Annotated in this window: 14 protein-coding genes; 2 read left to right on the top strand and 12 right to left on the bottom strand. The window is 46.4% G+C overall.

Translation table 11 applies throughout. The features are described from left to right. Positions 1–82 precede the first annotated feature (82 nt). Entirely contained in the window at positions 83–13483 is a 13401-nt protein-coding gene (locus tag GZN30_RS16640; protein WP_083627145.1) for a retention module-containing protein, read from the bottom strand. A 347-nt stretch (positions 13484–13830) separates the two neighbouring features. On the opposite strand from GZN30_RS16640, the gene GZN30_RS16635 reads away from it, so the two are divergent. Beyond that, positions 13831–15420, top strand: coding sequence for an EAL domain-containing protein (locus GZN30_RS16635; RefSeq protein WP_075648827.1), 1590 nt, complete (start codon positions 13831–13833; stop codon positions 15418–15420). A gap of 50 nt (positions 15421–15470) precedes the next feature. Here the strand turns inward: GZN30_RS16635 and GZN30_RS16630 are convergent, their stop codons facing one another. The 7 genes from GZN30_RS16630 to GZN30_RS16600 all read right to left on the bottom strand — a co-directional run bounded on the left by GZN30_RS16630 (position 15471) and on the right by GZN30_RS16600 (position 21901). Next, a complete protein-coding gene (locus tag GZN30_RS16630) occupies positions 15471–16379 on the bottom strand; it encodes an aldo/keto reductase (RefSeq protein WP_075648826.1) in 909 nt (302 codons plus the stop codon). Between the two features lie 268 nt (positions 16380–16647). Beyond that, positions 16648–17703 carry a 3-deoxy-7-phosphoheptulonate synthase AroG gene (gene aroG / locus GZN30_RS16625; protein ID WP_075648825.1) on the bottom strand — a complete coding sequence of 352 codons (1056 nt, stop codon included), beginning with the start codon at positions 17701–17703 and terminating at the stop codon, positions 16648–16650. 390 nt (positions 17704–18093) lie between these two features. Further along, positions 18094–18498, bottom strand: a complete 405-nt coding sequence (locus GZN30_RS16620) for a VanZ family protein (protein ID WP_075648824.1) — start codon at positions 18496–18498, stop codon at positions 18094–18096. 115 nt (positions 18499–18613) lie between these two features. Next, positions 18614–19510: a heme o synthase gene (cyoE, locus tag GZN30_RS16615; protein ID WP_075648823.1), complete on the bottom strand. Its 897-nt coding sequence runs from the start codon at positions 19508–19510 to the stop codon at positions 18614–18616. Further along, a complete protein-coding gene (locus tag GZN30_RS16610) occupies positions 19503–20594 on the bottom strand; it encodes a COX15/CtaA family protein (RefSeq protein WP_075648822.1) in 1092 nt (363 codons plus the stop codon). The genes cyoE and GZN30_RS16610 overlap by 8 nt, the downstream gene beginning before the upstream one ends. Positions 20595–20603: 9 nt before the next feature. Further along, positions 20604–21152 carry a hypothetical protein gene (locus GZN30_RS16605; RefSeq protein ID WP_075648821.1) on the bottom strand — a complete coding sequence of 183 codons (549 nt, stop codon included), beginning with the start codon at positions 21150–21152 and terminating at the stop codon, positions 20604–20606. Further along, positions 21149–21901 (bottom strand): SURF1 family protein, encoded by a 753-nt coding sequence (locus GZN30_RS16600; protein WP_075648820.1) that lies wholly within the window; start codon positions 21899–21901, stop codon positions 21149–21151. The genes GZN30_RS16605 and GZN30_RS16600 overlap by 4 nt, the downstream gene beginning before the upstream one ends. On the opposite strand from GZN30_RS16600, the gene GZN30_RS16595 reads away from it, so the two are divergent. Next, complete coding sequence (locus GZN30_RS16595) at positions 21891–22127, top strand: DUF2909 domain-containing protein (protein ID WP_075648819.1); 237 nt, start codon at positions 21891–21893, stop codon at positions 22125–22127. The two genes, GZN30_RS16600 and GZN30_RS16595, sit on opposite strands and share 11 nt — an antisense overlap. Positions 22128–22173: 46 nt before the next feature. Here GZN30_RS16595 and GZN30_RS16590 read toward each other — a convergent pair whose 3' ends face one another. From GZN30_RS16590 to coxB, 4 genes are read right to left on the bottom strand one after another with little or no spacing between them, the layout of a single operon-like run. Beyond that, positions 22174–23058 (bottom strand): cytochrome c oxidase subunit 3, encoded by an 885-nt coding sequence (locus GZN30_RS16590; protein WP_075648818.1) that lies wholly within the window; start codon positions 23056–23058, stop codon positions 22174–22176. Then, the gene (locus GZN30_RS16585) at positions 23055–23672 is read right to left on the bottom strand and encodes a cytochrome c oxidase assembly protein (protein ID WP_075648817.1); all 618 of its coding nucleotides are present in this window, start codon (positions 23670–23672) and stop codon (positions 23055–23057) included. Before GZN30_RS16585 ends, GZN30_RS16590 begins: the two co-directional genes overlap by 4 nt. Positions 23673–23684: 12 nt before the next feature. Beyond that, a complete protein-coding gene (ctaD, locus tag GZN30_RS16580) occupies positions 23685–25331 on the bottom strand; it encodes a cytochrome c oxidase subunit I (protein WP_075648816.1) in 1647 nt (548 codons plus the stop codon). Then, positions 25328–26461, bottom strand: coding sequence for a cytochrome c oxidase subunit II (gene coxB, locus GZN30_RS16575; RefSeq protein ID WP_408646842.1), 1134 nt, complete (start codon positions 26459–26461; stop codon positions 25328–25330). The genes ctaD and coxB overlap by 4 nt, the downstream gene beginning before the upstream one ends. Positions 26462–26746: the final 285 nt, after the last annotated feature.

Below are 26746 nucleotides of genomic sequence, written 5' to 3'. Positions count from 1 at the left end.
CTCAGTCCGTTTGATTATTAACAAAAAAGCACCGCAAGCGGTGCTTTGTAGCTTATCTGATTTTTATTGCTCAGACGACCATTTAGGTATCATGCAAGAAGACATTCTCATCCACTAACGTTGATAGCATTTGGGATTGATCCGATATATCTAACGTCAGGCTTTGCGCGAGGTTCTCCACCACAATGGTTTGTTCGTCTCCACCTACAATGTCACCATCGGGTTTAATCGTCAGGGTGACATCATTGTTTTGCACGCCGACTTCGATATGATCGAGAAGCTCATTGATATCAACCGATGGTGATTTCAATTCAGGTAACACATCGCGTAAGTCGATCTTGTCTTCTTGAAGAGTAAAGTCAGTGATCGTATCAACAGCGCCATCGGATATTTCATTCCAGACGAACACATCTTCACCGGTGCCGCCAGTGAGAATGTCTGAACCTAAGCCACCCTCAATAATATCATTGCCCGCGCCACCGATGATGGTGTCATTCCCTTCTCCACCAAACAGAATATCGTTACCATCACCGCCAACAACGCGGTCATCACCCTCGCCTGATTTCAGTTCTACACCGCTATTATCACCGATTAACTGCACATCATTCGTTGCAGTCGATTGATCGATATCGCTACCATCCGCGACCACGTTCAATGCAATTTCCAGCGGGGTTGATTGCGCGGTGTCACCATCATCATTCGAGACTGCGACTAACTGGATGGTATGGTCACCAATACCCGCACCCACAATCTCAATGCTATCAATTTCATCAGCATCAATAGTGTAAACCCCATTAACCGGCGTGATCTCACCTGATGAAGTATTCACTATCGCACCGGCTGGCAGCTGCGACATCTCCAAGGTGAGGATTTCATTCACATCCGTCAACGCAGCGATAATCCCAACGATGGCAATACCGCTATTACTGACCGAGAGATTGGCTGAGATATTGCGGACATAATCAAAGCCAGGTTGAATCGACAACGTTGGCGCATCCGCAACGGGATTCACCGTAATGGTATGATCCTTGGTTGTGGTGATTGGTATTCCTGAAGGGTTACCAGAATCGGTCGCAGTTACCGTTAGAGTTATATCCGCTACCGTCGCAAAACTTGCATCTAGCATTACCCCTTCACCACTGTTTGGCGTATCAAGTAATGCGTTGATTTCACTCAAAGGTCCCAGCAGCGTGATGGTGCCACCCGTAGCAGGCGTCACGGTAATATTGCTCGACGTTGGTAACACAACACTGAGCTCACCGTAACTGGCTTCCAGTTTCACGCTGATCAAGTCACTTGCGTAGGTATCCACATAATCGACATCGCTGACACTAATCCCTGAAATCTGCTGCGCCGCGGCTTCATCAATACTCGCTGTGGCTGAATTCACATCAATTTCAGGGGCATCATTGACACCAGCAACCGTGAGCGAAATCGTTCCGGTATCGGTCAGGAAGTTATTCACACCGTTGTCTGTGCCGTTATCTTCAATTTCATAGGTAATTTCTACGTTACCATTGAAGTTAAGCGCTGGTTTAAACGTCCAAGTACCATCGCTATTTTCAACAATCGTACCTTGCTCGGCAGGGACACTCATCGATTTAATGATCAGTGTCTGTCCTTCCGGATCAGGGTCAGTACTGAGCCCTGGACCAATCAATTGTGAAGGGCTAATTTGAATCGAGTTGTCTTCATCAATTGTGCCTAGATTAACGTCTACCGCGTTCGGCTTATCGTTAAGCTCAGAGAGATTGATAACAAACTCTGCCTGATTCTCATTGTCGGTCGCTGGCGTGCCATCAACTAAACCAAGATTGCCGTTGTCATTCACAGTTGCAGTGACTTTGACGCCATCAGGATCAATCAGATTGTTGCTATTTAACGCCGGGGTAAACAGCACCAAATCTTCGCCCAAGGCTTTGTTTATCTCCGCAACCGTACCTTGAATCTCAATCGTGTTGCCACCTGTGATGGTCACGGTTAAACCATTCGCGGTTGCTACCGTGGCATCTTGCGTCAGTGTGCCACTGTCGACGGTTAACGTCAGTGTGTAGTTAGCGCTTGGGTCGTCCAGTGTGGCATCGATATCGTTGATAGTGAAGCCTTTCACCGCAACAGTAGTATCTTCCTCGGTTTGCAGATCGCCAATACCCTCAAAGTATGGTCTATCATTGACTGCCTCAACCGTCACGCCGACTTCAAACTGGCTTACCGGACCTAAGAACTTATCGCCATTGTACTTAGTATCAACCGACTGAACTTTGATGGTCAAAGAGTCTGGGTTCCACGTACCTTGGTTTTGTTCTCCGGAATTAAACACGATTTTATCTAATGACTGGGCGTTGACCTCTAGCTGCCAAACGCCACCGCCAAGGTTGGTTGCCAGTGTCGTGCCATCAGGGAAATAAATTTCACCACCGTCAGGGACGTTTTCGACCGTCACCAGCAGAGTCTCTGGTTGGTCTTGACTTGCTTCGCCCGGCAACAAATCGACTTTATCCGTCACGCTGGCATTGATGGCGATGTCAATATTCTCGCCCTCATTACCAGAGACGCTCGCCACTGGGTCAGTATCGACCACATCCCCAACTGGCGTCACATCGATTTGGAACTGTCCGGTATGTTCAACGGGCACACCCAATAACTTCTCTTCGGTATACACCACAATGCCAATATCAGCCTTGCCGCTAAAGTTCGCCGCAGGCTTAATCGTGATATCCGACAGATCAATGCTAGTCACGTTTGGATTATTCAATTGAATCGTCCATTCGCCACCACCATTGTTCTTAACCACAAAATCACTCGACGAGCTGTTTACGATAAAGTCATCTGGTAAGCCCGTTAGCTTGACCGATAAGAACACTTCTGAGCCATCGGTATCATTTAGCGCAATGGTTAGCCCCGAACCACCAGCACTCAAATCGATATCTGTATCCTCATCACCAACCACAACTACATTGTCACTATCAGGTGCAGTTATAGGATCGATTACTGGCGTAATTTCGAATGATGCGTCTTTGCTAAAGGTTAGATCTGCCTGTGAATCCGGCGTCTCAGTTGTCGATGTTTGGTCAAAGTCGGTTTGATCGGTAATTGTACCGGTTACCTTAATATCTACGGTGTTGTTATTATTGCCAGTAGGGTAATTCTCTTTCGGCACAAAGTAGATCTCTTGAAGCGCCGCTTCGATAACCGCAGGATCGGTCGATTCAATCACCAACTTACCTGGCTCAGTCATTGAGAGTGGCTGACCATTCACATCCGAAAAATAGCCTAAATCGCTATCAACTAACTCAATTTCGACTTTAGTGAGAACTTCACGCCCCTCATTAGTCGCATTGCGTTGATCGGCAAGATCGATATCAATGGCTAATTTGATCAGATTATCTTCTAACGCTTCACCAGCAACTTGCGCCCCTGTGCCTTTCTCTACCGATGTCGCGCTGATGCCAACCGCAGGCGACACATCATTATCACTTGGCTGAGCTGTACCGCCATCACTCACTGGCACATCCACTAATGGGCTTACCGCCACAGGTACTTTATACAATGTCGAGTTTTCATCACCCGATTGAGTATCTGTGGTGACTACCGTCATAGGGATAAGGAAATCGCCCGCGTAATCATCTGGCGTGGTAAACGTCAGACCCGATGGGAACGTTAGTACTCCACTAGCATCAACCGAACCTCTGAAAATGTACAAATCATTGGCAAAGTCATACTGAGCACCGCCAATTTGTAGCCCTTTCACTTCATCCGGAATATCAGCAGCTGCAATCACAACCGTCACCTGATCAGGCACCGTATCGGCGGTATTGGGTTCCAATTGAAAGATTTTTGACAGCTGCGAGCTTACATCAAAAGCATTGTCTTCGGTGCCAATCACTATTGCGCTCGAATTCTCCGAGAGGGTAATCTCATCAATCTCAGCTGCAACACTCGATGTAGGTGTGACGGATTCAGGGAATACTAAATCTACTGTTGTGCTTACTTCCCTTGGCGCGCTACCTTCGTTTTCATCACCTTTGTCGATGACTTGCGTGACAAACTCAACGCCGATGGTATTTTCAGTCGCCGAAGTGCTGTATTTCAAACCGTCCGGAGCTGAAATAGTGAAGTTTTCTTCGTCAATAATGGTCCATGAACCGTCACCATTGTTGATACCACCGAAGACATACAGCTGGTCCATCACATCATCAAAATCTTCACCTGGCGGCACTTTAAAGCGCACCACGACTTGGTCAACGACTTCATCCGAGCTTGGGTCTAAATCTTCAAATACCACCACATTGGCATCGCCATTTGGGTCATTGATGGTAAAGGCAATTTTTCCATCGCCATTGACTGCATCGTTCGGATTCGGATCATCACGAATCACAGTGACTGGGTTGCCATCTTTATCTTCGATACGCAATGTGCCATCAGGTTCAACGACCGGGTTCACCTCCACCGTAAGGTCACCTTTGACTTCGGCAGTTTTAATTAGTGTCGCATCATCTTCATCAATCTCTTGGAGTGTTATCGTACTCTCAAGCGAGAAGTTAGTGCTTGAGTCTTCCGGTGGCTTCACTGTGATAATAGGTGCCGCGCTCGATTGATCTAAGCCGGTTATCGTCAAAGTAGAACCATCAAAAGTTGCGCCAGAGAAATCCCCCAAAGCTTGACCGTTGATTTCAACTTCACTGCCAGGAGGGAAGCCTTCAATCACAATTTTAGTAACGTATTCGTAGTCTCTACCATTGGTAGTAGGCTGGCTATCGGGCGCATCATTTGGGTTAGTGATGGCATTCCATGGCACTTTGATAAAGGTGTCTTCACGCCCAATCACCGAGGCGTCATAGGTCTTGCTGTCGCCACCAGCTTCAATCACGGGCTCAATGTTAACTCTCAGCTTGCCGTCAACCTCACGCACGTGACCATCATTCTCTGTAACAACTACTTTCGCATCAATGATAATGTCATCAGTCGAGTATTTTGTAGGGCGGATAGTAATGCCCGCGTCGTATTCATCTTGCGTGATATTGGCTTGGTAAAGGGAGCCATTTGGTCCTTCGCCTACATACACTAAGTCGATGGTGCCGCCGTTCGCATCAAGCAGTTCGACGTCGTCGGGAATGTTACTCAAGATTGCAGACAGTGACTCTGACTTATCAACCACGCCATCTTGCTCTTCACCAGACAATACCGCGAAGCTTATTTTCGCCTCCGTGCTTTCATCAATAGTCACTTGCGCGCCGAAAATGCCTGAACCATCGTCATATTGGTACCATTTACCCAATTCCGGTCCCGTTGCTGGCTCCTCTGGCACGTCAGGCAAATATGGGATATCAGCAACCCCTTTGACTGTCACATTGACGGTTTTCGGATCTGCCATTGGCTTGATATCCACCGCTTGGTACGTGTTACCAGCAGGATCTATCAGCGTCGCGGTATCTTTAACAAAACCTTGTACATCAAAGCTAAAATTCTCATTGCTGTGCAATGGCGGCTGAACTTCCACAAATGGCAATGCTTCTTGTGGGATCTGATAAACCCCTGGTGAAACCTCAACAATTGGGTTATCGCCAGTGCCAATCCAGCGCACTTCGTACCCCACTAGCGGGTCGCCATTTTCTTGAACAAAGTTGGTTAACTCAACAAACTGCGTTTCAGAGTTGTCACCGACCGTGGCGATATCGTCCGTGGTGCCTAAGGTGATCACTTTATCCAAGGTAAAGTCGAGATGATCGGTTTCTGGATCGACGGTATCTTGCGTCGCGGCATTGTCTTCAAAAATGGTGATGCGGCTAACACTGAACGACCCTTGGTCAGCGCTAGGCGCAACGTTAATCACCAGTTCTTGAACTGCAGATTCTGCGCTATTTTTACCCGTTAAAGGATTGATCCCTTCTGTTGTCACCGCATAAACATCAAAAGTAATCGCGCCGGCAAAATGATCCACAGGGTTTACCTGCACATCGTTAATGTCAGCGGCATCAATGATGTACACTCCCGGAGAAGACTGCGCAATAGGCTGCCCTGCACTATTTTCTAGTACAAACTGCCCCTCACCCGAGGTCACCTCTAAACGATAAGTAATACTCTCAGGGTTACTGCCATCTTGGGTTTCAGCCTGCAGTTTCAGTATCGCATTAGCATCATCTTCAACAATTGAATAACGGTCTTGGGTGTTGCTCGAATTCCAAGTTGCAATATCGGCGACCGCTTCTACTTCAATATGCAGTTGTGACGTCACGGTATGGTCGGTGCTGCCACTATTTAAAATCGAAACAGAAATCGGCACATCAAAGCCTGCATCGCTGGATGAGTAGTTTCTGTCTGGGACAAAGTAGAGGTTATTTAACGTAGCAACGTTATCGCTGCCAATGGTTTGAACCACATCGCCACTCGGTAGCAATACACTACCATCAGCTTGTACCGTGAGCGCTTTGTAAGTCGACGTTGCGGCATCGTAGAAATAGAACTGACCGTTATAAGTGCCCGGTCCAATCACCACATCACCGATTTTTTCATCGTTATCGATATCAAATAGATCAACCGTTAAGGTAATTTTGCTTGGTTCTACCGCAAGACCACCTTGGTTATCTTCGGCATTGCTGTTGTTAATCGCCGGATCAAAGGTGAGTGTATCTGAACGCCCAGAATCTTCGAACGTCGTCACTTCAGCGGTTTTTATTTCCGCATCTTTATCAAAGATGGTTACGGTATAGGTTTTCACCGATGTGTCTTGGTCACCATCAGTGGCTGTGACATTGAGACTAAAGGTAAGCTCGCCGCCATCATGAGCAAGATTCGTAACAGGCGTAAACAAGAAGCGACCACGCTGGGAATCGTCAGGGCGGATCTCAAGTGAACCGAGTTGCTCGTAATTAAAGCCACCACTACCATCAGGACGCATCTCTACCACTGTCACTGTCGTAGTGGTGCTATTTGGATCAATGCTTTCCACGTAACTGCCATCAGCTAGTTGGAATCGAATTTGCGAATCCGCGGTACTATTAGCTTCAACCAGGGTAATTTCCGCACCATCCGCGCCTGGGCGACCAAACATATTAACGTTAGTACTGCTCGTCTCACCCTCAGTGACTTCAATGCTGCGGTTAGCGATACGCGGTACATCATCGACCACATCGATGGTTAACGTGGTTTCGCCGGTTTCATCACCATCAAAGTCCACCGCTTTGATATCAAAATCAATCGGCTGTAGGTTCTGCCCTTGCACAGGCGCATGATCAAACGGCTGAACGAGCGTAAACGAATACGTATTGTTGGCGTTATCGAACACCAGAGTAAACACCGTGTCACCGCCAGTCTCAGTCACCGCGGTATGTGTCACCGTGTTGCCAGATTCAATGACTGTATCCCACACGAGTCCTTGGTTATCAGATGAGAGTTGATCCAAGACCGTATCTAGGTTGGTGATCTGGTATTCAGCGATGGTATCCGCGCCTTCAACCACGGTGAACTGACCATCAATGGTGGTGCTTTCTTTGTTACCGTCTGATCCAATGCCTGGAATATCATCTTCATCCACGCGGGTCTCGCCAGTCGTACCACTCAGTGACGGCTTATCATCGTTAATATCGACAAATACCGTTTGCTTGCTGGTATCACCATCTTTATCTTCGGCGACAACGGTGAAACTGAGGGTCGTTAAATCCGAGTTCTCAGCATGGTCAATTGGCGCGAGCAATTTAAAGCTATAACTACCGTCAGCGTTAAGCGTGAGTTCGAACACATCAACACTGCCGGCTTTTGCCGTGTAGACATATTGGTTAGTACTGGAATCGATGACTGGCGCGCCAATCGTCACATCGACGCCTCCCGATTTGAGTCCGGCAACCGGATCGGTGGTGGACTCAAGGCTATATTTGATGACTGAGTCGGCACCTTGGGTAGTATTAAAATCACCGCTCGCCGTCAGAGCCGCAGCGTCAGGCGTTGAGCCCGCATTGAGATCATCTTCGTTAACACCGAGGCGATCTGCCGAGTTAATCTGCGGAATGTCATCAATGACGGTGATATCAAGCGGCAGTGAAGCGCTCTGGTCGTTATCAAAATCGACCACGCTAACTTCAAAACCAATGGAAAGGCTGTTTTGCGGGTCAGCCAAATCGACCGGATGGTCGAGGGCTTTGAGCAGCGTAAACTGATAACTTTTAGTATCAATATCAAATACGACGGTAAACACTGACTCGCCCGATGCAGTTTCTGCGGTGTAAGTGAACTTGTTGCCGACCTGAACCGGCGAACCATCACTCCACTTAAGAGCTTCACCACCCGAGGTAAGTGAATCTAACACGGTATCTTGGTTAGCAATCACCACCGATTTAATCCCGTCGGCACCTGCGGTAAAGGCAAATGTACCATTGGTCGAGTTTGATTCTGGTGTGCTATCAGAGCCGACGCTTGGAATGTCATCTTCATCCACATCTTCAGCAGCAGAAATGCTGTCGATTGTCGGTGCATCATCATTAATGGTGACTGGCAGAATAATCGAGCTTAAATCACCGTCAAAGTCTTGCGCTTGAATGGTAAACTGAATCTGCTTACTGTTCTCGCTATCGGCATGATCAATCGGCTGTTTTAACTCAAAGGTATAGCTTCCGTCAGCATTTAACGTCAGCTTAAACACTTCAACTGTGCCAGCTTTTGCCGTATAGGTATAGCTATTGGTTGTCGGGTCAATGACCGGGGAGTCAAGCGTAATTGCCACACCGCCCGACTCTAAACCCGCCACAGGATTGGTGCTAGGGTCGATTCGGTACAGCACTACATTATCCGCACCTTGTGTCGTGGTGAAATCGCCCCCCACCAATAAGTCACCTGAGCCATCTGTTCCCTGTGGTAGATCGTTTTCGTCCACACTGAGCGGTTCAACATTGGTTATCTCAGGAATGTCATCTTTTACTTTGATCGTCAGTGTTTCGGGCGAACTCGTATCGTTGTCCACATCCGTTGCAGAGATATTGAATCCAATCTCAAGATCGTTTTCTCCATTGCCTGTCGAGTGATCGAGCGGCTGCAACAAGCTAAAACTGTAACTGTTATCGCTGGTATCAAACACTAAGGTAAATACTGCATTTCCCGATACCGTCTCAGCGGTATAGGTAAATTGAGTGCCATTTTGCACTGGCGAACCATCGCTCCATTTCAGCGCTTCCCCAGCAGAACTTAACGTGGTGATATCTGGCGATGTTGAATCAATCTGATAGCTCTTAATTCCATCAGCACCAGGTGCTATATCAATGTTACCCGTAATGACCGTCGACTCTTTTGTCGGATCAGAACCGTCGAAATTAGCCGTATTTAAATCATCTTCGTCCACTTCCGTTTGACCAGTAAAGCCATCGATAAGCGGTGCGTCATCCGTAATCGTCACAGGCAATACAATCGAGCTGAGATCGCCATCTTGATCTTGTGCTTGGATAGTAAAGTTGATCTGTTGATTGTCATCACCAGCGGCGTGATCAATAGGCTGCTTGAGCTCAAAGGTATAACTGCCATCCGCTTTGAGCGTGAGGATAAACACTTCTGCCGCACCAGCCTTAGCAACATAGGTGTAGTTATTGTCACTATCAATGCTTGGCGCATCGAGCGTCACTGCTACACCACCAGATTCAATACCCGCTAGCGGGTTGGTATTTGGCTCAATACGATACAAAACGACGTTATCGGCGCCCTCGGTGGTGGTGAAATTACCACTCGCAGTAAGACTGCCGGTTCCATCGGTACCTTGCGGCAAATCATTTTCATCGACAGTAAGAGGCACAACGTCGGTGATCTCTGGAATATCATCAACGACGGTAATGGTAAGGGTTTGAGCCGTGCTGGTGTCATTATCAAAATCAGTCGCGCTGATGTTGAAGCCAATTTCAATATCGTTTTGGTTGTCAGCTTCAGGATGATCAAGCGGCTTTAGCAATTCAAATTGGTAGCTATTATCACTGGTATCAAACACCATAGTGAACACTACATCCCCTGATACAGTCTCAGCGGTGTAAGTAAATTGCGACCCATTTTGCACCGGAGAGCCATCACTCCATTTAAGTGCTTCACCACCGGATTCTAAGGTTGAAATATCTGGTGAGGTACTCTCAATTTGATAGCTCTTAACACCATCCGCGCCCTCTTGAATGACGAAGTTACCAGTAATAAGCGTGGATTCCTTATCAGGATCCGAGCCTTGATGTGCCGTGCTATTTAAGTCGTCTTCATCAACTTGTGTTTGCCCAGTAAAACCACTTATCACTGGCGCATCATCATTAATTGTGACTGGCAATACGATCGAGCTAAGGTCACCATCTTGGTCTTGTGCTTGAATCGTGATGTTTACCAACTGACTATCTTCACCATCTGGATGATCAATCGGCTGCTTTAATTCAAAGCTATAACTGCCGTCTGCGTTAAGCGTTAAGGTAAACACCTCAACCGTGCCCGCTTTGGCTACATAGGTGTAATTGTTGTTGCCATCAATGGTCGGCGGATCAAGGGTAAGTGCAACCCCACCGGATTCTAACCCAGCAACAGGGTTGGTAGTCGGATCTATACGATACAGCACCACGCCATCGGCACCCTGTGTGGTGGTGAAATCGCCACCGACAATCAGGTCACCCGTGCCATCAGTACCTTGTGGTAAGTCATTTTCATCAACACTTAGCGGCTCAACATTAGTGATCGCTGGAATATCATCTTTAACCGTGATCGTGAGTGTTTTAGGGGCGGTCGTATCGTTGTCGAAATCGGTCGCACTGATATCAAAACTAATTTCAATATCATTTTCGCCATCCGCTGTTGGGTGGTCCAAAGGTTGAATCAGAGTAAAACGATAACTGTTGTCACTGGTATCAAACACGACGCTAAAAACCGCGTCCCCAGAAACTGTCTCTGCTGTGTAAGTAAATTGCGACCCATTTTGTACCGGTGACGCATCACTCCATTTCAGCGCTTCGCCACCCGATTGCAAAGTGGTGATATCTGGCGACGTAGTATCGATTTGGTAACTCTTGATCCCGTCAGCGCCTTCCTCTATGTCAAAGTTACCCGTAATTGCCGTCGGTTCTTTGCTCGGATCAGAGCCTTGATGGGCACTACTATTGAGGTCATCTTCATCAACCTCGGTTGGTCCGGTAAAACCATTCAGCACTGGCAAATCATCGTTGATGGTAACAGGCAGCACGATAGAGCTTAGGTCACCGTCTTGGTCTTGCGCTTGAATAGTAAAATTAACCAGCTGACTGTCTTGACCATCTTGATGATCAATAGGCTGTTTGAGTTCAAAGGTATAGCTGCCGTCAGCATTTAGCGTTAGTTCAAATACTTCCGCACCGCCCGCTTTCGCGACATAGGTATAAGTGTTATCTGCAGGGTCAATCACTGGCGCATCTAACGTAATCGTCACTCCGCCGGAAGTTAAACCATCAACAGGGTTGGTCGTTGGATCAATGCGGTAGAGAATCACACCATCAGAGCCTTGCGTCGTGGTGAAGTCTCCACCAACAGTCAAACTGCCTGAGCCGTCTGTCCCTTGTGGCAAATCATTTTCATCAACACTCAGTGGCTCTACATTGGTGATAGTAGGAACATCGTCTTTGACCGTAATCGTCAGCGTTTGTGGTGCAGTCGTATCATTATCAAAATCAGTGGCGCTGATATTAAAACCAAGCTCTAACTCATTCTCACCATCACCCGTTGGGTGATCTAGCGGCGCAACGAGATCAAAGCGGTAACTGTTGTCACTGGTATCAAATATCAATGTGAATACGAGTTCGCCAGAGGCAGTTTCAGCGGTATAAGTAAACTGCGTACCGCTTTGCGCTGGAGAGTCATCACTCCATTTCAGCGCCTCTCCACCTGAACTAAGCGTGGTTATATCCGGTGACGTGGTATCGATTTGGTAATTCTTAACCCCGTCTGCTCCCTGTTCAATCACAAAGTTTCCACTGATTAAAGTGGCTTCTTTGTCTGGATCAGAACCTGGTACTGTTGAAGTGCTTAGGTCATCTTCATCAACCTCAGTTTGCCCAGTAAATCCAGTGAACTGGGGTTTATCATCAACAATGATGATCGGCAGTAACCCTTGTGCCGTGTCGCCATCAAAATCGGTTGCGGTAATCGGCAAACTAATGGTGGTTGAATCGCTACCCTGCGCGTGGTCAATTGGCTCAAGTAAAGTAAAGGTATAGTCGCCACTAGGCTCAACCTCTATGGTGAATACTGAGTCTGACGCCGTGGCACCAGTGTAGGTAAAACTCGAGTCCCCATTCTCCACTTCGGTGATAGTGATGGTTTCCCCGTGAGACTTGAGTGCCGCTTGCTGGTTAAACTGCGAAATGTCGAGACGGTATTGCTCGATTTGGTCACTGCCGAGTCCCATGTCGACCATATTGCCTTTCACGGTTTCAGCAATATTAGTGTCAGTACCGTCAGTCAAATTGGCTTCATTAACGGTCACACTTGGCACTTGAGCAATATCAGGGTCGTCACCATCAACAATCGTGACTGTAGCGGAAATCGGTGAGCGAATCGCATTACCACCGCTGTCTGTACCTGTGATATCAAATGAAACGATAATTTTGTCGTCAACGAGAGCAACATTACCACCGCCAACACTCGGTACATGATCAATAGGCTGGTTAAGGGTTGTAGTTAATGAAAGTTCTAAGTTCTTACCAAGGTTAGTCGTATCAATATCGATTTTAAGCACTTCATCGGCACCAACAGTACCAATAATCGCATTCTGGCTAGCGTCGTAAGTGAAGGTAACATCTTGTCCTGATGCGGTGATATCACTATTCAGTTCGTTAAGGAGGGCGCTGAGAGAAATTGGGTCGGGAACAAAGCTTGTCGCATCAAGCGGTAGGTCACCGGCTTCGATTAAGACGGTATTAGTGATTGAAGTCGGATAGCCATCGCTGGCATCGAGGTCTCCCTCAACAAGCAATTCGGATATCGACTCACCACCTGCGGCAAAAACCGTCGCTCTGCCATCTTCTTCGGGGTCGTCTATCTGCTCTCGTCGAAACCCACTGGTTTCAAAAAACGTCTCCGCTAAGACTTCAGGGTTATTAAACTCTACCGTAATAAAACCCGCGTTTGCTGAGCCTAGTACGCCCCCTGCTGCCGCAGCTTCCAAGATTGCCGTTGGGTCTTCCCCGGCTAAGATGGCTTCTTGTATTGCCTCAAGCTGCTCTAAGCTAAACTCACTATTTTGACTAAGATCGAGGTCTATGGTGCCGTCAACCACCGCTCCTTGCACATTACCTTGCGGATTGGCACAGGCAACACAGTTTTCACCAAGGTTGATGGTTTCAACCTGCTCTGATATATCGACACTGGAGTTACGAGCAGTGATAATGACCTCATCGCCACGCAGTTGATCGCCCACTTTAAGCTCCCGCGCATTACCGCGGCTATCTATGGCAATCACCTCTCCGATGACTTTGACTACTTTGGCTCCTTCAATAGAAACTTCTTCGTTCATCCGATCCCCCGAACTTTTGAACTCAACAACGCAATTTTATTGATTTTTTTGTCAGCCAAGAGTAACAAATTTTTACACATTAGTGTTACATTTCAAAAAATTAAGTGACATGCGTTATATAAGAGTAAGTATAGACCGGATCTGTGAGCGATATTTGTAAGAAAAAAGGGAAATATCGTTTAACTACTTTCATATCAGCTAGCTTTAGATTATCTTCTCAACTTCAAGACTGTACGCATCTTGTTTCGCTTCATTGATGAGACTTTTGCGAAATTTGAGCAACAATTAGCTAGTTAGATTTTTTAGTATCTATAGTGATTAGTAAAAAGGAACACCATTAGGTTTCAATGGAATCATCACCAATTAATCTTCATAAGGTTCATGAATTCAGCAGAGAGACGTTCCGCCACCTGCCTAATTTGCTACCTGTTTTAGCAATATTTTTGCTCGCGTTTATCTTTTCCGTTGTCAGCAACTTCTATCAAGCAAAGCAAGCAACTCAGAATGACGGTCAACAAATGGTCAATGTGTTAGATGGTTACATTGATAACGTTGCCAGTGAGCTCTATCTCTTGAGTAAAAAAGTGACCGATGGTTGCACAACTCAAGACAAACTCAACATGCGTGCCCATGCCTTTAACTCAGAGTATATCAAGGAGATAGGCTTATATAGTAACGGCTACGTCACCTGTACAAGCAATGAAGGTCCCAATAAAATTCGCCTATCTGATGCAGTGTTAGATAGGATCAATGGCGCAACAAACAACATAACCATTTCAATTGGTGAATCAAGCAGTCATCTCCATACTTTTTTTGTCTACACATCGATCTCTGAATCGGTTGGGTTAAATGCACTGATCCCACCGGAGCGCTTTACCAAACTGATAGAGCAATCGGTAAAGGTTCATGAGTATCAATATCGACTGACGATATTAGGTTACGAACTAACCAACACCTATCAAGGTAATTTTCCTAAATCACAACTTGCGACGTTTACTTCGGAGCTTTACCCGTTCAAACTTGAGCTATTACCAACATTTGGCACCTATCAATATCATTACTTTGCCAATGTCTGGCAGGTCATTTTAGCCGCTTCGATATGCTCTCTGATTTATCTAATTGTTGGCTATCACTTACTCGCAAAACGTTCTATCGAATACACGCTACTCAACGCGATTTACAACGACGAAATCGAACTCTACTTACAGCCAATTGTTGATATCAATACCAACTTAGTTGTGGGCAGTGAAGCATTGGTGCGCTGGCATCATCCGATTCAAGGACAAATCTCACCGGAAGTTTTCATTCCGTTGGCGGAAAAGCTCGGTGCGATTGATTTGATGACAGAAAAAATGCTATCCATGGTGGCGCAATTTCTACATGACAATCCAAACTATCACCAATCAAAATACGTCAGTGTCAACGTAAGTCGTATCTCTCTGATCGATGAGCATTTCCTCAACAGCTTAACCAGTTTTGCTAACCGCTACCCGCTTTTCGTTGACCGAATTTTGCTTGAGGTGACAAAGAACATCGACTTTGACCAACAGCAACTCAAGAAGGCACTTAAGAACCTAACCAATATTCAAAAATTAGGATTCAAACTCGCCATTGACGACTTTGGTACAGGCTACTCAGGACTTAACTTTATCCGTCTCCACTCGTTCCAAGTGATGAAGATCGATCAGGTCTTCATCAAAAGCCTTCACTCAGAATCGAATATCACACCAGTATTAGTTTCTATGATCCAGCTTGCTAAAGAACTGAATATGAAAGTGATAGCTGAAGGGGTTGAGACTGAGCAGCAAATTGAATTACTGAGAAGACTTGGTGTGAGTTATATCCAAGGGTACTACTACTCTTACCCGGTCAAACCCGATGCTTTATTGGAATTGAGCGAAAAACAAGATTGTTCACCAGTTAAGCTAACCGCATAACAGAAAAGCCAACCCTAGGGTTGGCTTTCATATATACACTGGGCAGCGTTCTACGGCACACCATGACCTTTAGATGCGACCCAAACGCGATACCATTGCTCACGAGTCAACTCGATGTTTAGAGCATTGATTGCGCTTTCAACACGCTCAATCTTACCCGAGCCGATAATAGGTAGCGGTTTTGCTGGAAGTCGACGTACCCAAGCGTAAATCACTTCATCAATGGAGTTAGCGCCCACTTCTACACGAATCAGCTCCAACTCTTCTCGCACACGCTTGGCTTGTGCTGTTTCACCAGTAAAGATAGCGCCGCCGCCTAAACAAGACCATGCCATTGGGCGAATACGCGCTTTTTGTAGCTGATCAAGCGTACCATCATGTGCCACTTCAAAGTTAAGTGGATTAATTTCAATTTGGTTCGTCACCAATGGCTTGTGCACGCGATCTTGCAGCAAATCAAATTGGCTTGGGGTAAAATTCGACACACCAAAGTGCTTCACTTTGCCCACTTTGTGCAGTTCGGCAAAAGCTTCTGCAACTTCGTCAGCATCCATCAAAACGTCTGGGCGGTGAATAAGCAGCAGATCAATTTGCTCAATGTTTAAACGACTTAATGAGTTATTTACCGACTCATAGATATGAGCCGCGCTAGTGTCGTAATGGTTAACCTTGCGTTCAGGGAACTTGTCGCTGCATAACTTGATGTCGCACTTAGTCACGATTTCAATCTGGTTGCGTACCGATGGGTCAAGCTTTAGTGCTTCACCAAAAAGCTGCTCACATTCGTAATTCCCATAGATATCAGCATGGTCAACGGTGGTAATACCCAGATCAATGTGTTGTTTTAAGAATGTTAGGCGCTGCTGAGGTGTCATCCCCCACTCTGCAAGTCGCCAATAGCCCTGTACTAGTTCTGACAAATCCGGACCTTGCGATCCAACAGTCACTTTAGACACCATGTCTTACCCTCCTAAATAAACTGAACTTAGGCTATGCCGGAATCCCTCCTCACTCAATATGCAAGCCTGTCCTCGCCGTGATGAACTTCTCATTTTGAGTTGTCACGCACATTACCAACCAATTGACTAGCCGCAACACAACTAACGTGGTAGCTCACCATGCTGTTTTTTTGCGCGATATAGATAAGTTTAGAAGAATTAGGCTTTTGAGAGGGAATTAAAATGAAAAAGGCTCCTGAAATTAGGAGCCTTTAAACAATCTATAATGTTACTTTAGGGCGCGGCGCGCTTTCACCGCTTCAGCCAATTGCTTGAGCACTTTTTCAGTATCATCCCAACCAATACATGCATCAGTAATCGATTGACCATAGGTTGGCGCTTCACCATTCACCAAGTCTTGACGACCTTCAACAATATGAGATTCAATCATCACGCCAAAAATAGCGTCTTCACCACCAGCAATCTGAGTCGATACATCTTCACAAACATTAATCTGACGTTGGTACTGTTTTGAACTGTTCGCGTGACTAAAATCAATCATCACTTTTTGTGGCAAGCCTGATGCTTCCAGCTCTTGTTTGATAGCACCCACATGTTCAGCACTGTAATTCGGCTCTTTACCGCCACGTAGAATGATGTGGCAATCTGGGTTACCGCTGGTTTCGATAATCGCAGAGTGACCGAATTTGGTTACTGATAGGAAATGGTGTGATGCACTCGCTGAGCGAATCGCATCTGATGCGATTTTGATGTTACCGTCAGTGCCGTTTTTAAAACCCACTGGGCAAGATAAACCCGAAGATAACTCACGGTGTACTTGAGATTCGGTCGTGCGTGCACCAATCGCACCCCAACTGATTAGATCCGCGACATACTGCGGGGTGATCATATCCAGGAATTCACTTGCCGTCGGCATGCCCATATCGGTTAAATCAAGCAGCAGTTTACGACCAATACGCAGACCATCATTGATTTTAAACGTGTCGTTTAGGTATGGGTCGTTGATCAGACCTTTCCAGCCCACCGTTGTACGCGGCTTTTCAAAATAAACACGCATCACAACTTCAAGTTCTTCGCCAAGTTCTTCACGCAATACTTTAAGTTTTTTACCGTACTCAAGTGCAGCTTGCGGATCATGAATCGAACATGGACCAACAATCACTAAAACGCGATCGTCTTTACCCTGGAGAATGTCTGAAATAGCTTTACGCGAGCGAAAAGTGGTAGAAGATGCGGTTTCTGTCGCCGGAAACTTCTCTAGAACGGCAATTGGTGGCAATAACTCTTTTACTTTATTAATTCTTACATCATCGGTTTGAAACATCGCTACTTCTTCCTGTTATGCGACAAGTATATTGAGCCTTTCATTGAATGCTCAAACATCTACTCGTCTGTATTTATCCTGTCCCTTGTAACTTATCTGCCCAAAACAAAGCTTGCAACCATTTTTTTAATTAAAAGGCAACATTTCGCCATTCTTTACACAAATTACCGACTGTAAATTTAAATATACACACAAACCTAAAGATTGGTAAGTTTGAGAGAATCAAGAGTAACAGGTTAAATTTCAAAGCATTAGCATCGATCAACTTAAGCAACATGATGCTCTGGCGGGAAAAGTTGATAGCGATAAAATCAACCTAGCCCTAAACAGAATTTTTGTCCGTAAAGAAAAATGTGCGCTAGGAATGTGACCAGTTCACAAAAATTAGCCTCAAATGCCGCGAGTGAGAAGATACAAACGGTGGCAAAAAGCACCAATAAGTAAACCACCGATATTCACGCATAAGTCTAACAAGGAAAACTGTCGAGTTGAGATAAAAGCCTGCAATGTTTCGTCAATTGATACCGCTACTAACATCAAAGCAAGCAAAGGGGTCAAGCGGAAAAAACCATAATAGCGAAAGTAACAAGTCGGTGTTGACCAATTGGCAGCCCAACCCAGTAATAAAGCCATAACCGCATGCATCACCAAGTCGCCACCAGCCATATATTCAAATTGGCTCACAATGCCATTTTGCAACTGCAACGATTTGGCGATTGATGCGCCAGCTCCAAATGCAACGAGCAAACAGAGAAATGGTAAACGACGGTGAACAACAAGATGTGATGTACGCATGAAACAGATATCCAAAATCAACAACCGACCCTAATCAGCGCAACAGGATACGCAACTTGGCGCACAAATTAAAGGTCAAGTCGAATTTTGCTCTCACTAGGCAAAGCTGAAGGAACTATCCCCAATAATGATCACCCAAAAACAGGAGAAACAGTAGCATCAAATGATAAATGGAAAACTTAAAGGTTTCGATTGCCGTCTTCTCAGTCGGATTAAATTTAAGTTTCCATGCATAACCAATAAACCCTGCACTCAAAATGGTTGAACCAATCCAGTAAATCGTACCGGACATGCCCACTAATGCTGGTAGCAAACAAATGATTGCCAGTAACACGGTATAAAGCAGTATCGAGGTTTTGGTGTATTCCTCACCATGAGTTACCGGCAACATCGGAATATCCGCTTTGGCGTAGTCCTCTTTGCGATGAATTGCCAGAGCCCAGAAATGAGGTGGCGTCCAAATAAAGATGATCATAACCAGCAACCAGGCGTGACCATGTAACTCCCCAGTCACCGCCGTCCAGCCGAGTAACGGCGGCATCGCCCCCGCTATCCCTGCAATCACGATGTTCTGTGGCGTCGCCCTCTTGAGATACATGGTGTACACCACCGCATATCCCAGCAGACTGGCGAAAGTTAACCATGCGGTTAATGCATTGACAGCAAAAAACAAGACGGCAAAGCCTGCCACTCCAATTGAGAGAGCAAACAGCGCAACTCGACTTGGGGCAAGATCACCGCAAGGTAGTGGGCGGCGATGGGTGCGGAACATAATCGCATCAATTCGACGGTCAATAAGATGATTAAAAGCCGCAGCAGAGCCTGCCATCAAGCCAATACCCACCATACCCAAAACACTTTGTTGTACTGGCAATGCTCCGGGTACAGCTAAACACATCCCAACCAACGCGGTGAGCAGCATCAGCGCAACCACTTTGGGCTTGGTTAAAGTGAGATAGCTACGCCAAATTGAGCGCTCGGTAGTAAGTTCGGCAGTGATTGTTTTACTCATAAGAGGCCTCCTTGCCAACTTTATTCTTTATTGTACTTTTGTCGCTCACCGCATTGGTTAAGTTATGCCTGACCGATGTATGTCGCCACAAAAGATGGTTAATATATAAGGTATTGAGCAATAACAACGCAGCCGCTAAGTTATGCGCGACCGCAACGGCAAGTGGTAAACCCAACGACACATTACTGACGCCTAGTCCAATTTGAATAATCAGCAGTCCGGCGAGGCTTAACGCCGCGAGACGGTGCTTTTCCTGCGTAAACCAGAGTCTGATGATCAACGCTAATAAAACGATCGTCGTGATCATCGCACCAATACGGTGCGAGACATGAATGGTCATTCGCGCTCCATAATCCAGCGTGCCAAACTCGTAACTCTCTTGAGCTGGCTGAATTAAACGAAACGCTGTCTCGAAGTCCAAATACTGTTGCCAGTTACCCTGACATATTGGCAACTCAGTACACATCAAAGCCGCGTAATTAGAAGATGTCCATCCACCCAGAGCGATTTGTAAAGTCAGTACCAGAGCGCCAAGTACCGCAAGCACACGCGTTGTACTATCGCCAGTTGGCATATCATTGGTTTCTTTGCGCTCGGCGACTTGCCAGTAAAGCAGCGCTAACAAACAAAACAGGGTAAAGCCACCCAACAAGTGCCCCATAACTACGATGGGCATCAATTTCATGGTCACGGTCCACATGCCGAGCAACGCTTGAAAGACCACCACGAGTGAAATTGCCACCGGTAATCCCTTCCCTATATGCCTATGTCCCGTTTGCTTGTGAATTAGGGGCTTGGACGACAATGCTAATGCACTAATCGCAAAAACTAATAGCCCTAACGTTCCGGCAAAATAACGATGAATCATCTCTAGCCAGGCCTTGTCACTCTCAACCACCAGATCAGGATAAAGCGCATTGGCTTTTGCCAGCTCAGCTTGTGTGGTAGGTACATCTAGCTGCCCATAGCATCCAGGCCAATCAGGGCAACCCAGCCCTGCGTCCGCGAGGCGCGTATAAGCACCCAGCAAAATCACGCAGAAGGTCATCACTAGGCTTAATTGAAGTAATCGCTTTAGCATCATCAAGCCCCCTTACCCTACTCGAGATAATTTGAGCAACTTACGCAAATCGGCCAACAGGTCTTTGCTTTGGGGGATTAACTGCTCTTCCTTGTCCACTTGGGGATAGCGCATGACCAGTTGTCCTAGAGGGTCGACAATCACATATTCGTGTCGATGAACAATATTCGTAAACGCGGCATTCACGTTTACCATCTCAAGCTCAATATTCGCCATTGCTTGTAAGTCGCTATGCTGATCGACCAGCATCACAGGGGCAACGCGCTGTTGATATTTACCTAATGCAATATGGCTTTGTTGAAGATAATGAATTTGCTTTAGACATAACTCATCGCATTTTTCAGGCACTAAATACCCAAGCTGCCATTTTTCACCTTGGTGCGGGTTAGCTAAACCCAGCATCTGCAACGTTTGCGCGGGCTCTATTAGTTCCCCTTTATTGGTGACTCCGGAGTTGTACCAATGCTGAGAGAGCACTAATTTGGCGAGCAATGCGGGTAAAGCGAATACAGCGATCAACGCGAGTAATGTGACGCGACTGCGAGTAACTGATGGGCTCATAGACTCTCCTTAGTCGTAGTTTTCAAGGCTCTCCATAACCAAATAAGCGTTAACAGACCTAACGCCATTGCCATAGCAAACCATTGCACTGCATATCCTGTATGCTTGTCAGCGCTCATTGGTATCGGTCGCCAAGGCTGCAAATAGGGCCAATTAGAACTCAGAGGCTGCAAGACATAGGCTTCAATTGGCAATTGCCAGTACTCACTCAACTGCGCAATGTTTAAGTTTTGGATTCGCAGCGGTGTCGTGTTCTCTGCCATTAGTGCATCGCTGAGAGGATTGGTGCTGCGGGTATACAACCGTCCCTTGCCTTGATAATTTTCCGTTAACCACTCAACTTGAGGTAACACACTTCTTGATAGCGTCGCAGAGATAAAACCTCGTTCCAACAAGATGTGTTGACCATCACTCTGACGCATCAGCTGTAACGCTAAATAGCCAACATCACCGTTATAAGTTTGGTTATCGAGTAATAGATAGTAATTGGCCAATGGTGCAAGATCTGCCGTGACCGATACGCCATTCACATTAGTAGAACTATCAATATCTAAGCCGTTCAAACTCTGCGCCGCCTGTTGCTGATTGCTTTGCAGCGTTTTTTGCATTTCGCTCTTTTGCTTCGCTCGCTCTAGTTGCCACATCCCCAAGTTGACCAATATAGAAATAGCAACCAAGGTTAATATCAGAGCGAGCCAAAACATCGGCTGTTTCGACAACCCAACAAAGGATGACGATATGGTTTTCATTTTCAAATCAGTGCTGGTTTTACTACTACTCTTTATCATTGCTAACCTCGCCAAGGCGCTGATCGAAATGGTAAAAGGACCCAGTGAATCTGAAGATGAGCAACAAGATCAACCGCCAATGAGTCACTATCTTGGCAAGCGCGTCATCCTTTCAGCACTCGCCGTCGTGTTGATGCTTGTTGCACTACTCAGTGGCTTTATCGAACCTAACTCTCGTCCTTTTTAAGCTTTTTAACATGAGATTTTGTGGCTCAATGAGCCACTGACTCCGCTTAAAGTACATACACAAAAACAAACAGACACAGCCATACCACGTCGACAAAATGCCAGTACCAACTACCGGCTTGAAAAGCAAAATGGTCTTTCGGTGTAAAGTGATCTTTGGCAATACGTGCCAGTAACACAATCAAGAAAATCGAGCCCAGCAGGACATGCAATCCATGAAAGCCAGTCAGCATAAAGAAGGTGTTGCCATACACGCCCGATTGAAGCGTTAAGTCTAAATCCTGGTAGGCATGAATGTACTCAACCCCTTGGTAATAGAGGAAAAAGCCTGCCAAAACAATGGTGACCTCAAGCCAAACGATCAATGCCATGCGTTTATTTTGTTCAAGGCTAATGTGCGCCATATGCAGAGTAATTGAAGACAACAAAAGAATAATCGTGTTGTTCAAAGGGATGCCCTGCCAGCTCATCGCTGTGGTCGTTGTCCCATCTGGCGTGGTCGTTAATGGCCACATCGCTTCAAATGCGGGCCACAACACCTCATGGGTCATCACATTGTTATCCGCGCCGCCCAGCCAAGGTACCGAAATCATTCTGGCGTAAAAAAGTGCACCGAAAAACGCGCCGAAGAACATCACCTCAGAAAAAATAAACCAACTCATTCCTTGGCGAAAAGAGCGAGCAATTTGATCAGAATAGAGCCCACTCATCGACTCGCTCACCACGTTAGTTAACCAGCCCGCTAACATGTAGAGTAAGAACAAGAAGCCTAAACCCAACACGAGTTTAGAGAACACACTTGCACTCCCCCCTTCCGCCATCGTCTGCACAGTTAACCCCGCGCCAAGCGCAACAAGAAACAGAGCGATCGCGCCGACGATAGGCCAACTGCTTTGCGCTGGCACATAGTAGGATTGATGCTTAGAACTCATGGTGTGACTCCTTTCTGTTTGGCTGATACCACAGGCTTCACCTGTGCGGTTGTGGTCGGCTCAGAAACGGTATCGGTAATATCGTAAAGGGTGTAAGAGAGTGTCAATGTATGAATCGATTCCGGTATATCGCGCTCAATATAGAATATTAAGGGCATTTCAACGCTAGTTTGCCCCTCTAAAGGTTGTTTGTTAAAACAGAAACACTCCACCTTGTTAAAGTAACTCGCCCCTAGACCTGGTGAGACTGAGGGCACCGCCTGTCCAACAATGGTGTAATTTGCCCGGTTAAAGGCAAGATAAGCCGTTTGAATAACCTCGCCAGGATGCACATCCATCGATGTGACTTGAGGTTCAAAGTCCCATTTCATTGCCGGATTGGGATGAGCAATAAACTCAACTTTAATGGTGCGCGAGATATCAGGTGTTAATGCCGTCGGCTGTTCGACGGCTTGGGAGTTTGTCTTACCATTAATACCGAGCGCGTCACACATGATGTCGTAAAGTGGCACCAACGCGAAACCGAAGCCAAACATAGCGACCGTCGCAGCGAGCAGCTTAAGCGTTAACTTGCGATTAGCTGCATTGCTCTCTGTTGGATTTCGATCCTGCATACATCACCACCTTTAATCCACTTTCGGTGGAGTTGAAAACGTATGATGCGGCGCAGGGCTTGGTACCGTCCACTCAAGACCTTCTGCTCGGTCCCATGGTTTAGCTTGAGCTTTTTCCCCACCTTTAATGCACTTAATCACCAGCCAGAGGAAGATCAATTGAGACAGACCAAAGGCAAAACCGCCAATCGAAACTATCTGGTTAATATCGGCAAACTGAATTGCGTAGTCTGGAATTCGTCTTGGCATGCCAGCTAAGCCAAGGAAATGCATTGGGAAGAACAGCACATTAACGGAAATAATTGAGCACCAGAAGTGCCACAGACTCAGCTTATGGTCATACATATGACCAGTCCACTTCGGTAGCCAATAGTAGGCAGCAGCCATAATCGAGAAAACCGCACCCGATACCAACACATAATGGAAATGAGCCACTACGAAGTAGGTGTCATGATATTGGAAATCTGCTGGTACAATCGCGAGCATAAGCCCAGAGAAACCGCCAATAGTGAATAACACGATAAAGGCGATCGCGAACAGCATCGGCGTTTCAAATGTCATCGCCCCTCGCCACATGGTCGCAACCCAGTTAAACACCTTCACCCCGGTCGGTACGGCGATCAGCATGGTGCAATACATAAAAAAGAGTTCAGCGAACACTGGCATACCGGTGGTAAACATATGGTGCGCCCATACCAGGAACGACAACAGCGCAATACTACAGGTCGCGTAGACCATCGAATGGTAACCAAAGAGTTTCTTGCCGCTAAATGCTGGAATAATCGCCGATATAATGCCGAAAGAAGGCAAAATCATAATGTAAACTTCAGGGTGACCAAAGAACCAGAATATATGCTGGAACATCACTGGATCGCCGCCCCCTGCGGCATCAAAGAACGAAGTGCCAAAGTACTTATCAGTTAAGACCATGGTCACCGCTCCAGCAAGCACTGGCATCACCGCGATAAGTAGAAATGCCGTGATTAACCAAGTCCAAACAAACAATGGCATTTTGAACCATGTCATACCTGGCGCACGCATATTCACGATCGTCACGATAACGTTGATCGCGCCCATAATTGAACTGATCCCCATGATATGTACTGAGAAGACAAACAGGGCAGTACTGTCAGGACCATAGGTTGTCGATAATGGTGCGTAGAAAGTCCAACCAAAATCAGGACCACCACCTTCGGTAAAGAGTGAGGCAAGCAAAATGGCGAAGGCAAAAGGAAGAATCCAGAAACTTAGGTTATTCATCCGTGGCAATGCCATATCTGGCGCGCCAATCATCATCGGGATCATCCAGTTTGCTAGCCCGGTAAAGGCAGGCATAACTGCACCAAACACCATGATCAAACCATGTACCGTTGTCATCTGATTGAAAAATTGAGGGTCAACCAATTGCAAACCTGGCTGGAACAGCTCGGCGCGAATAATCATCGCCATTGCGCCGCCAGTTAAGAACATGATGAAACTAAACCATAAATAAAGCGTCCCGATGTCTTTATGGTTAGTCGAATAGATCCAACGCGCTAAACCTTTGGGGGCATGATGCTCGTGTTCGTCATGATCAATCGCAATGGTTGAATTGGCGCGGCTTAACTCTGCATCAGCAACCGGTGATGACTTTTCGTTTTGAGTAGTCGATGGTTTCATAATTCCTCCTTACTACTCTGACCTTGCATGGTAAAGTTATTAATGTCTGACGCTTGCACAACGTCACCGGTATTGTTATCAAACGCGTTACGTTGATAAGTGATTACGGCAGCGATCTCTTGCTCGGTTAGCTGACTCGCAAACGCCTGCATTGCCGTTCCTGAGCGACCGTTGACGATGATGTCAATATGTTGATCAACGTCGCCTGTCGCGACAGCACTGCCTTTGATTGCCGGAAAGGCGCCAGGAATACCTTGTCCATTTGCCTGATGACAGACCGCACAACGATCAACGTAAACCTTCTCACCGATTGGCATTAGCTCATCGAGACTCAATTCACTGGTAAGGGCTGCGGCGGCTTCTTGCTGAGCAAGCGCTAACTCTGCTTTCTTGTCTGCCAGCCAAGTGTCGTAATCTGCTTCGGTCATCGCATGGACCACTATCGGCATAAAACCATGAGCTCGACCACAAAGCTCTGCACACTGCCCACGATAAACGCCCGGCTTGTCGATTTTTGTCCATGCTTCGTTAATAAAGCCGGGGATTGTGTCTTTCTTGACAGCAAAATCTGGCACCCACCATGAATGGATTACGTCATCGGAGGTCATAAGAAAACGGACTTTGCGGTTGATAGGCAGCACCAAAGGGTTATCCACTTCTAACAAATAATGGGCACCTTTTTCTTCAACACCATCAATTTGGTTTTGAGAGGTTGCCAGCAAGCTGAAAAACTCCACATCTTCGCCAAAGTAGCTGTAATGCCACTTCCATTGCGAACCGGTGATTTTAACGGTTAGGTCTGATTGGGAGGTATCTTCCATTGCCACCAAGGTTTTAGTGGCAGGAATCGCCATCGCGATAAGAATGATGATGGGAATGACAGTCCAAATAACTTCGACTTTGGTACTCTCATGGAAATGAGCAGCAACCGCCCCTTTCGATTTACGGTGCTTATAGATGGAATAGAACATCGCGCCAAACACAACAAAGGCAATCGCACAGCAGATGTAGAAAATCAGCATGTGCAGGTGATAGACCTCAGAGCTTATCTGAGTCACACCCTGCGTCATGTTAAGCGCACTCTCTTCGGCAAGCGCTTGCGTCGACCAAGTAATGGCGAAAACTTCCAATGTTAGCCAAACCGTTAGTGGTATTCTTTTCAAAAGACCTCTCCTCTTTGTCTTTGCACTCTTATTGCGGTGCTATAAAACAAGGGTTCAATCACTTTTACGCAGAACACCCGATACCGAGTCACATCCCTAGTGATATCGTGCAATCCTTGCGCTTCGTATCTGGATTTTTCAAGTCGACTAGCAAGTAACGACTTGTTTGGGCTAACCTAAAACTAACGCAAAATGTTATATTTATGTTAATTAAGGCTAGTTAGCGATTTAAAAATGTGCAAGCTGATGAAT

It is taken from the genome of Vibrio ponticus (assembly GCF_009938225.1).
GTDB classification, from domain to species: domain Bacteria; phylum Pseudomonadota; class Gammaproteobacteria; order Enterobacterales; family Vibrionaceae; genus Vibrio; species Vibrio ponticus.
Note: the sequence above shows the minus strand (reverse complement) of the source record. Positions and strands in the feature narration are given on the sequence as shown.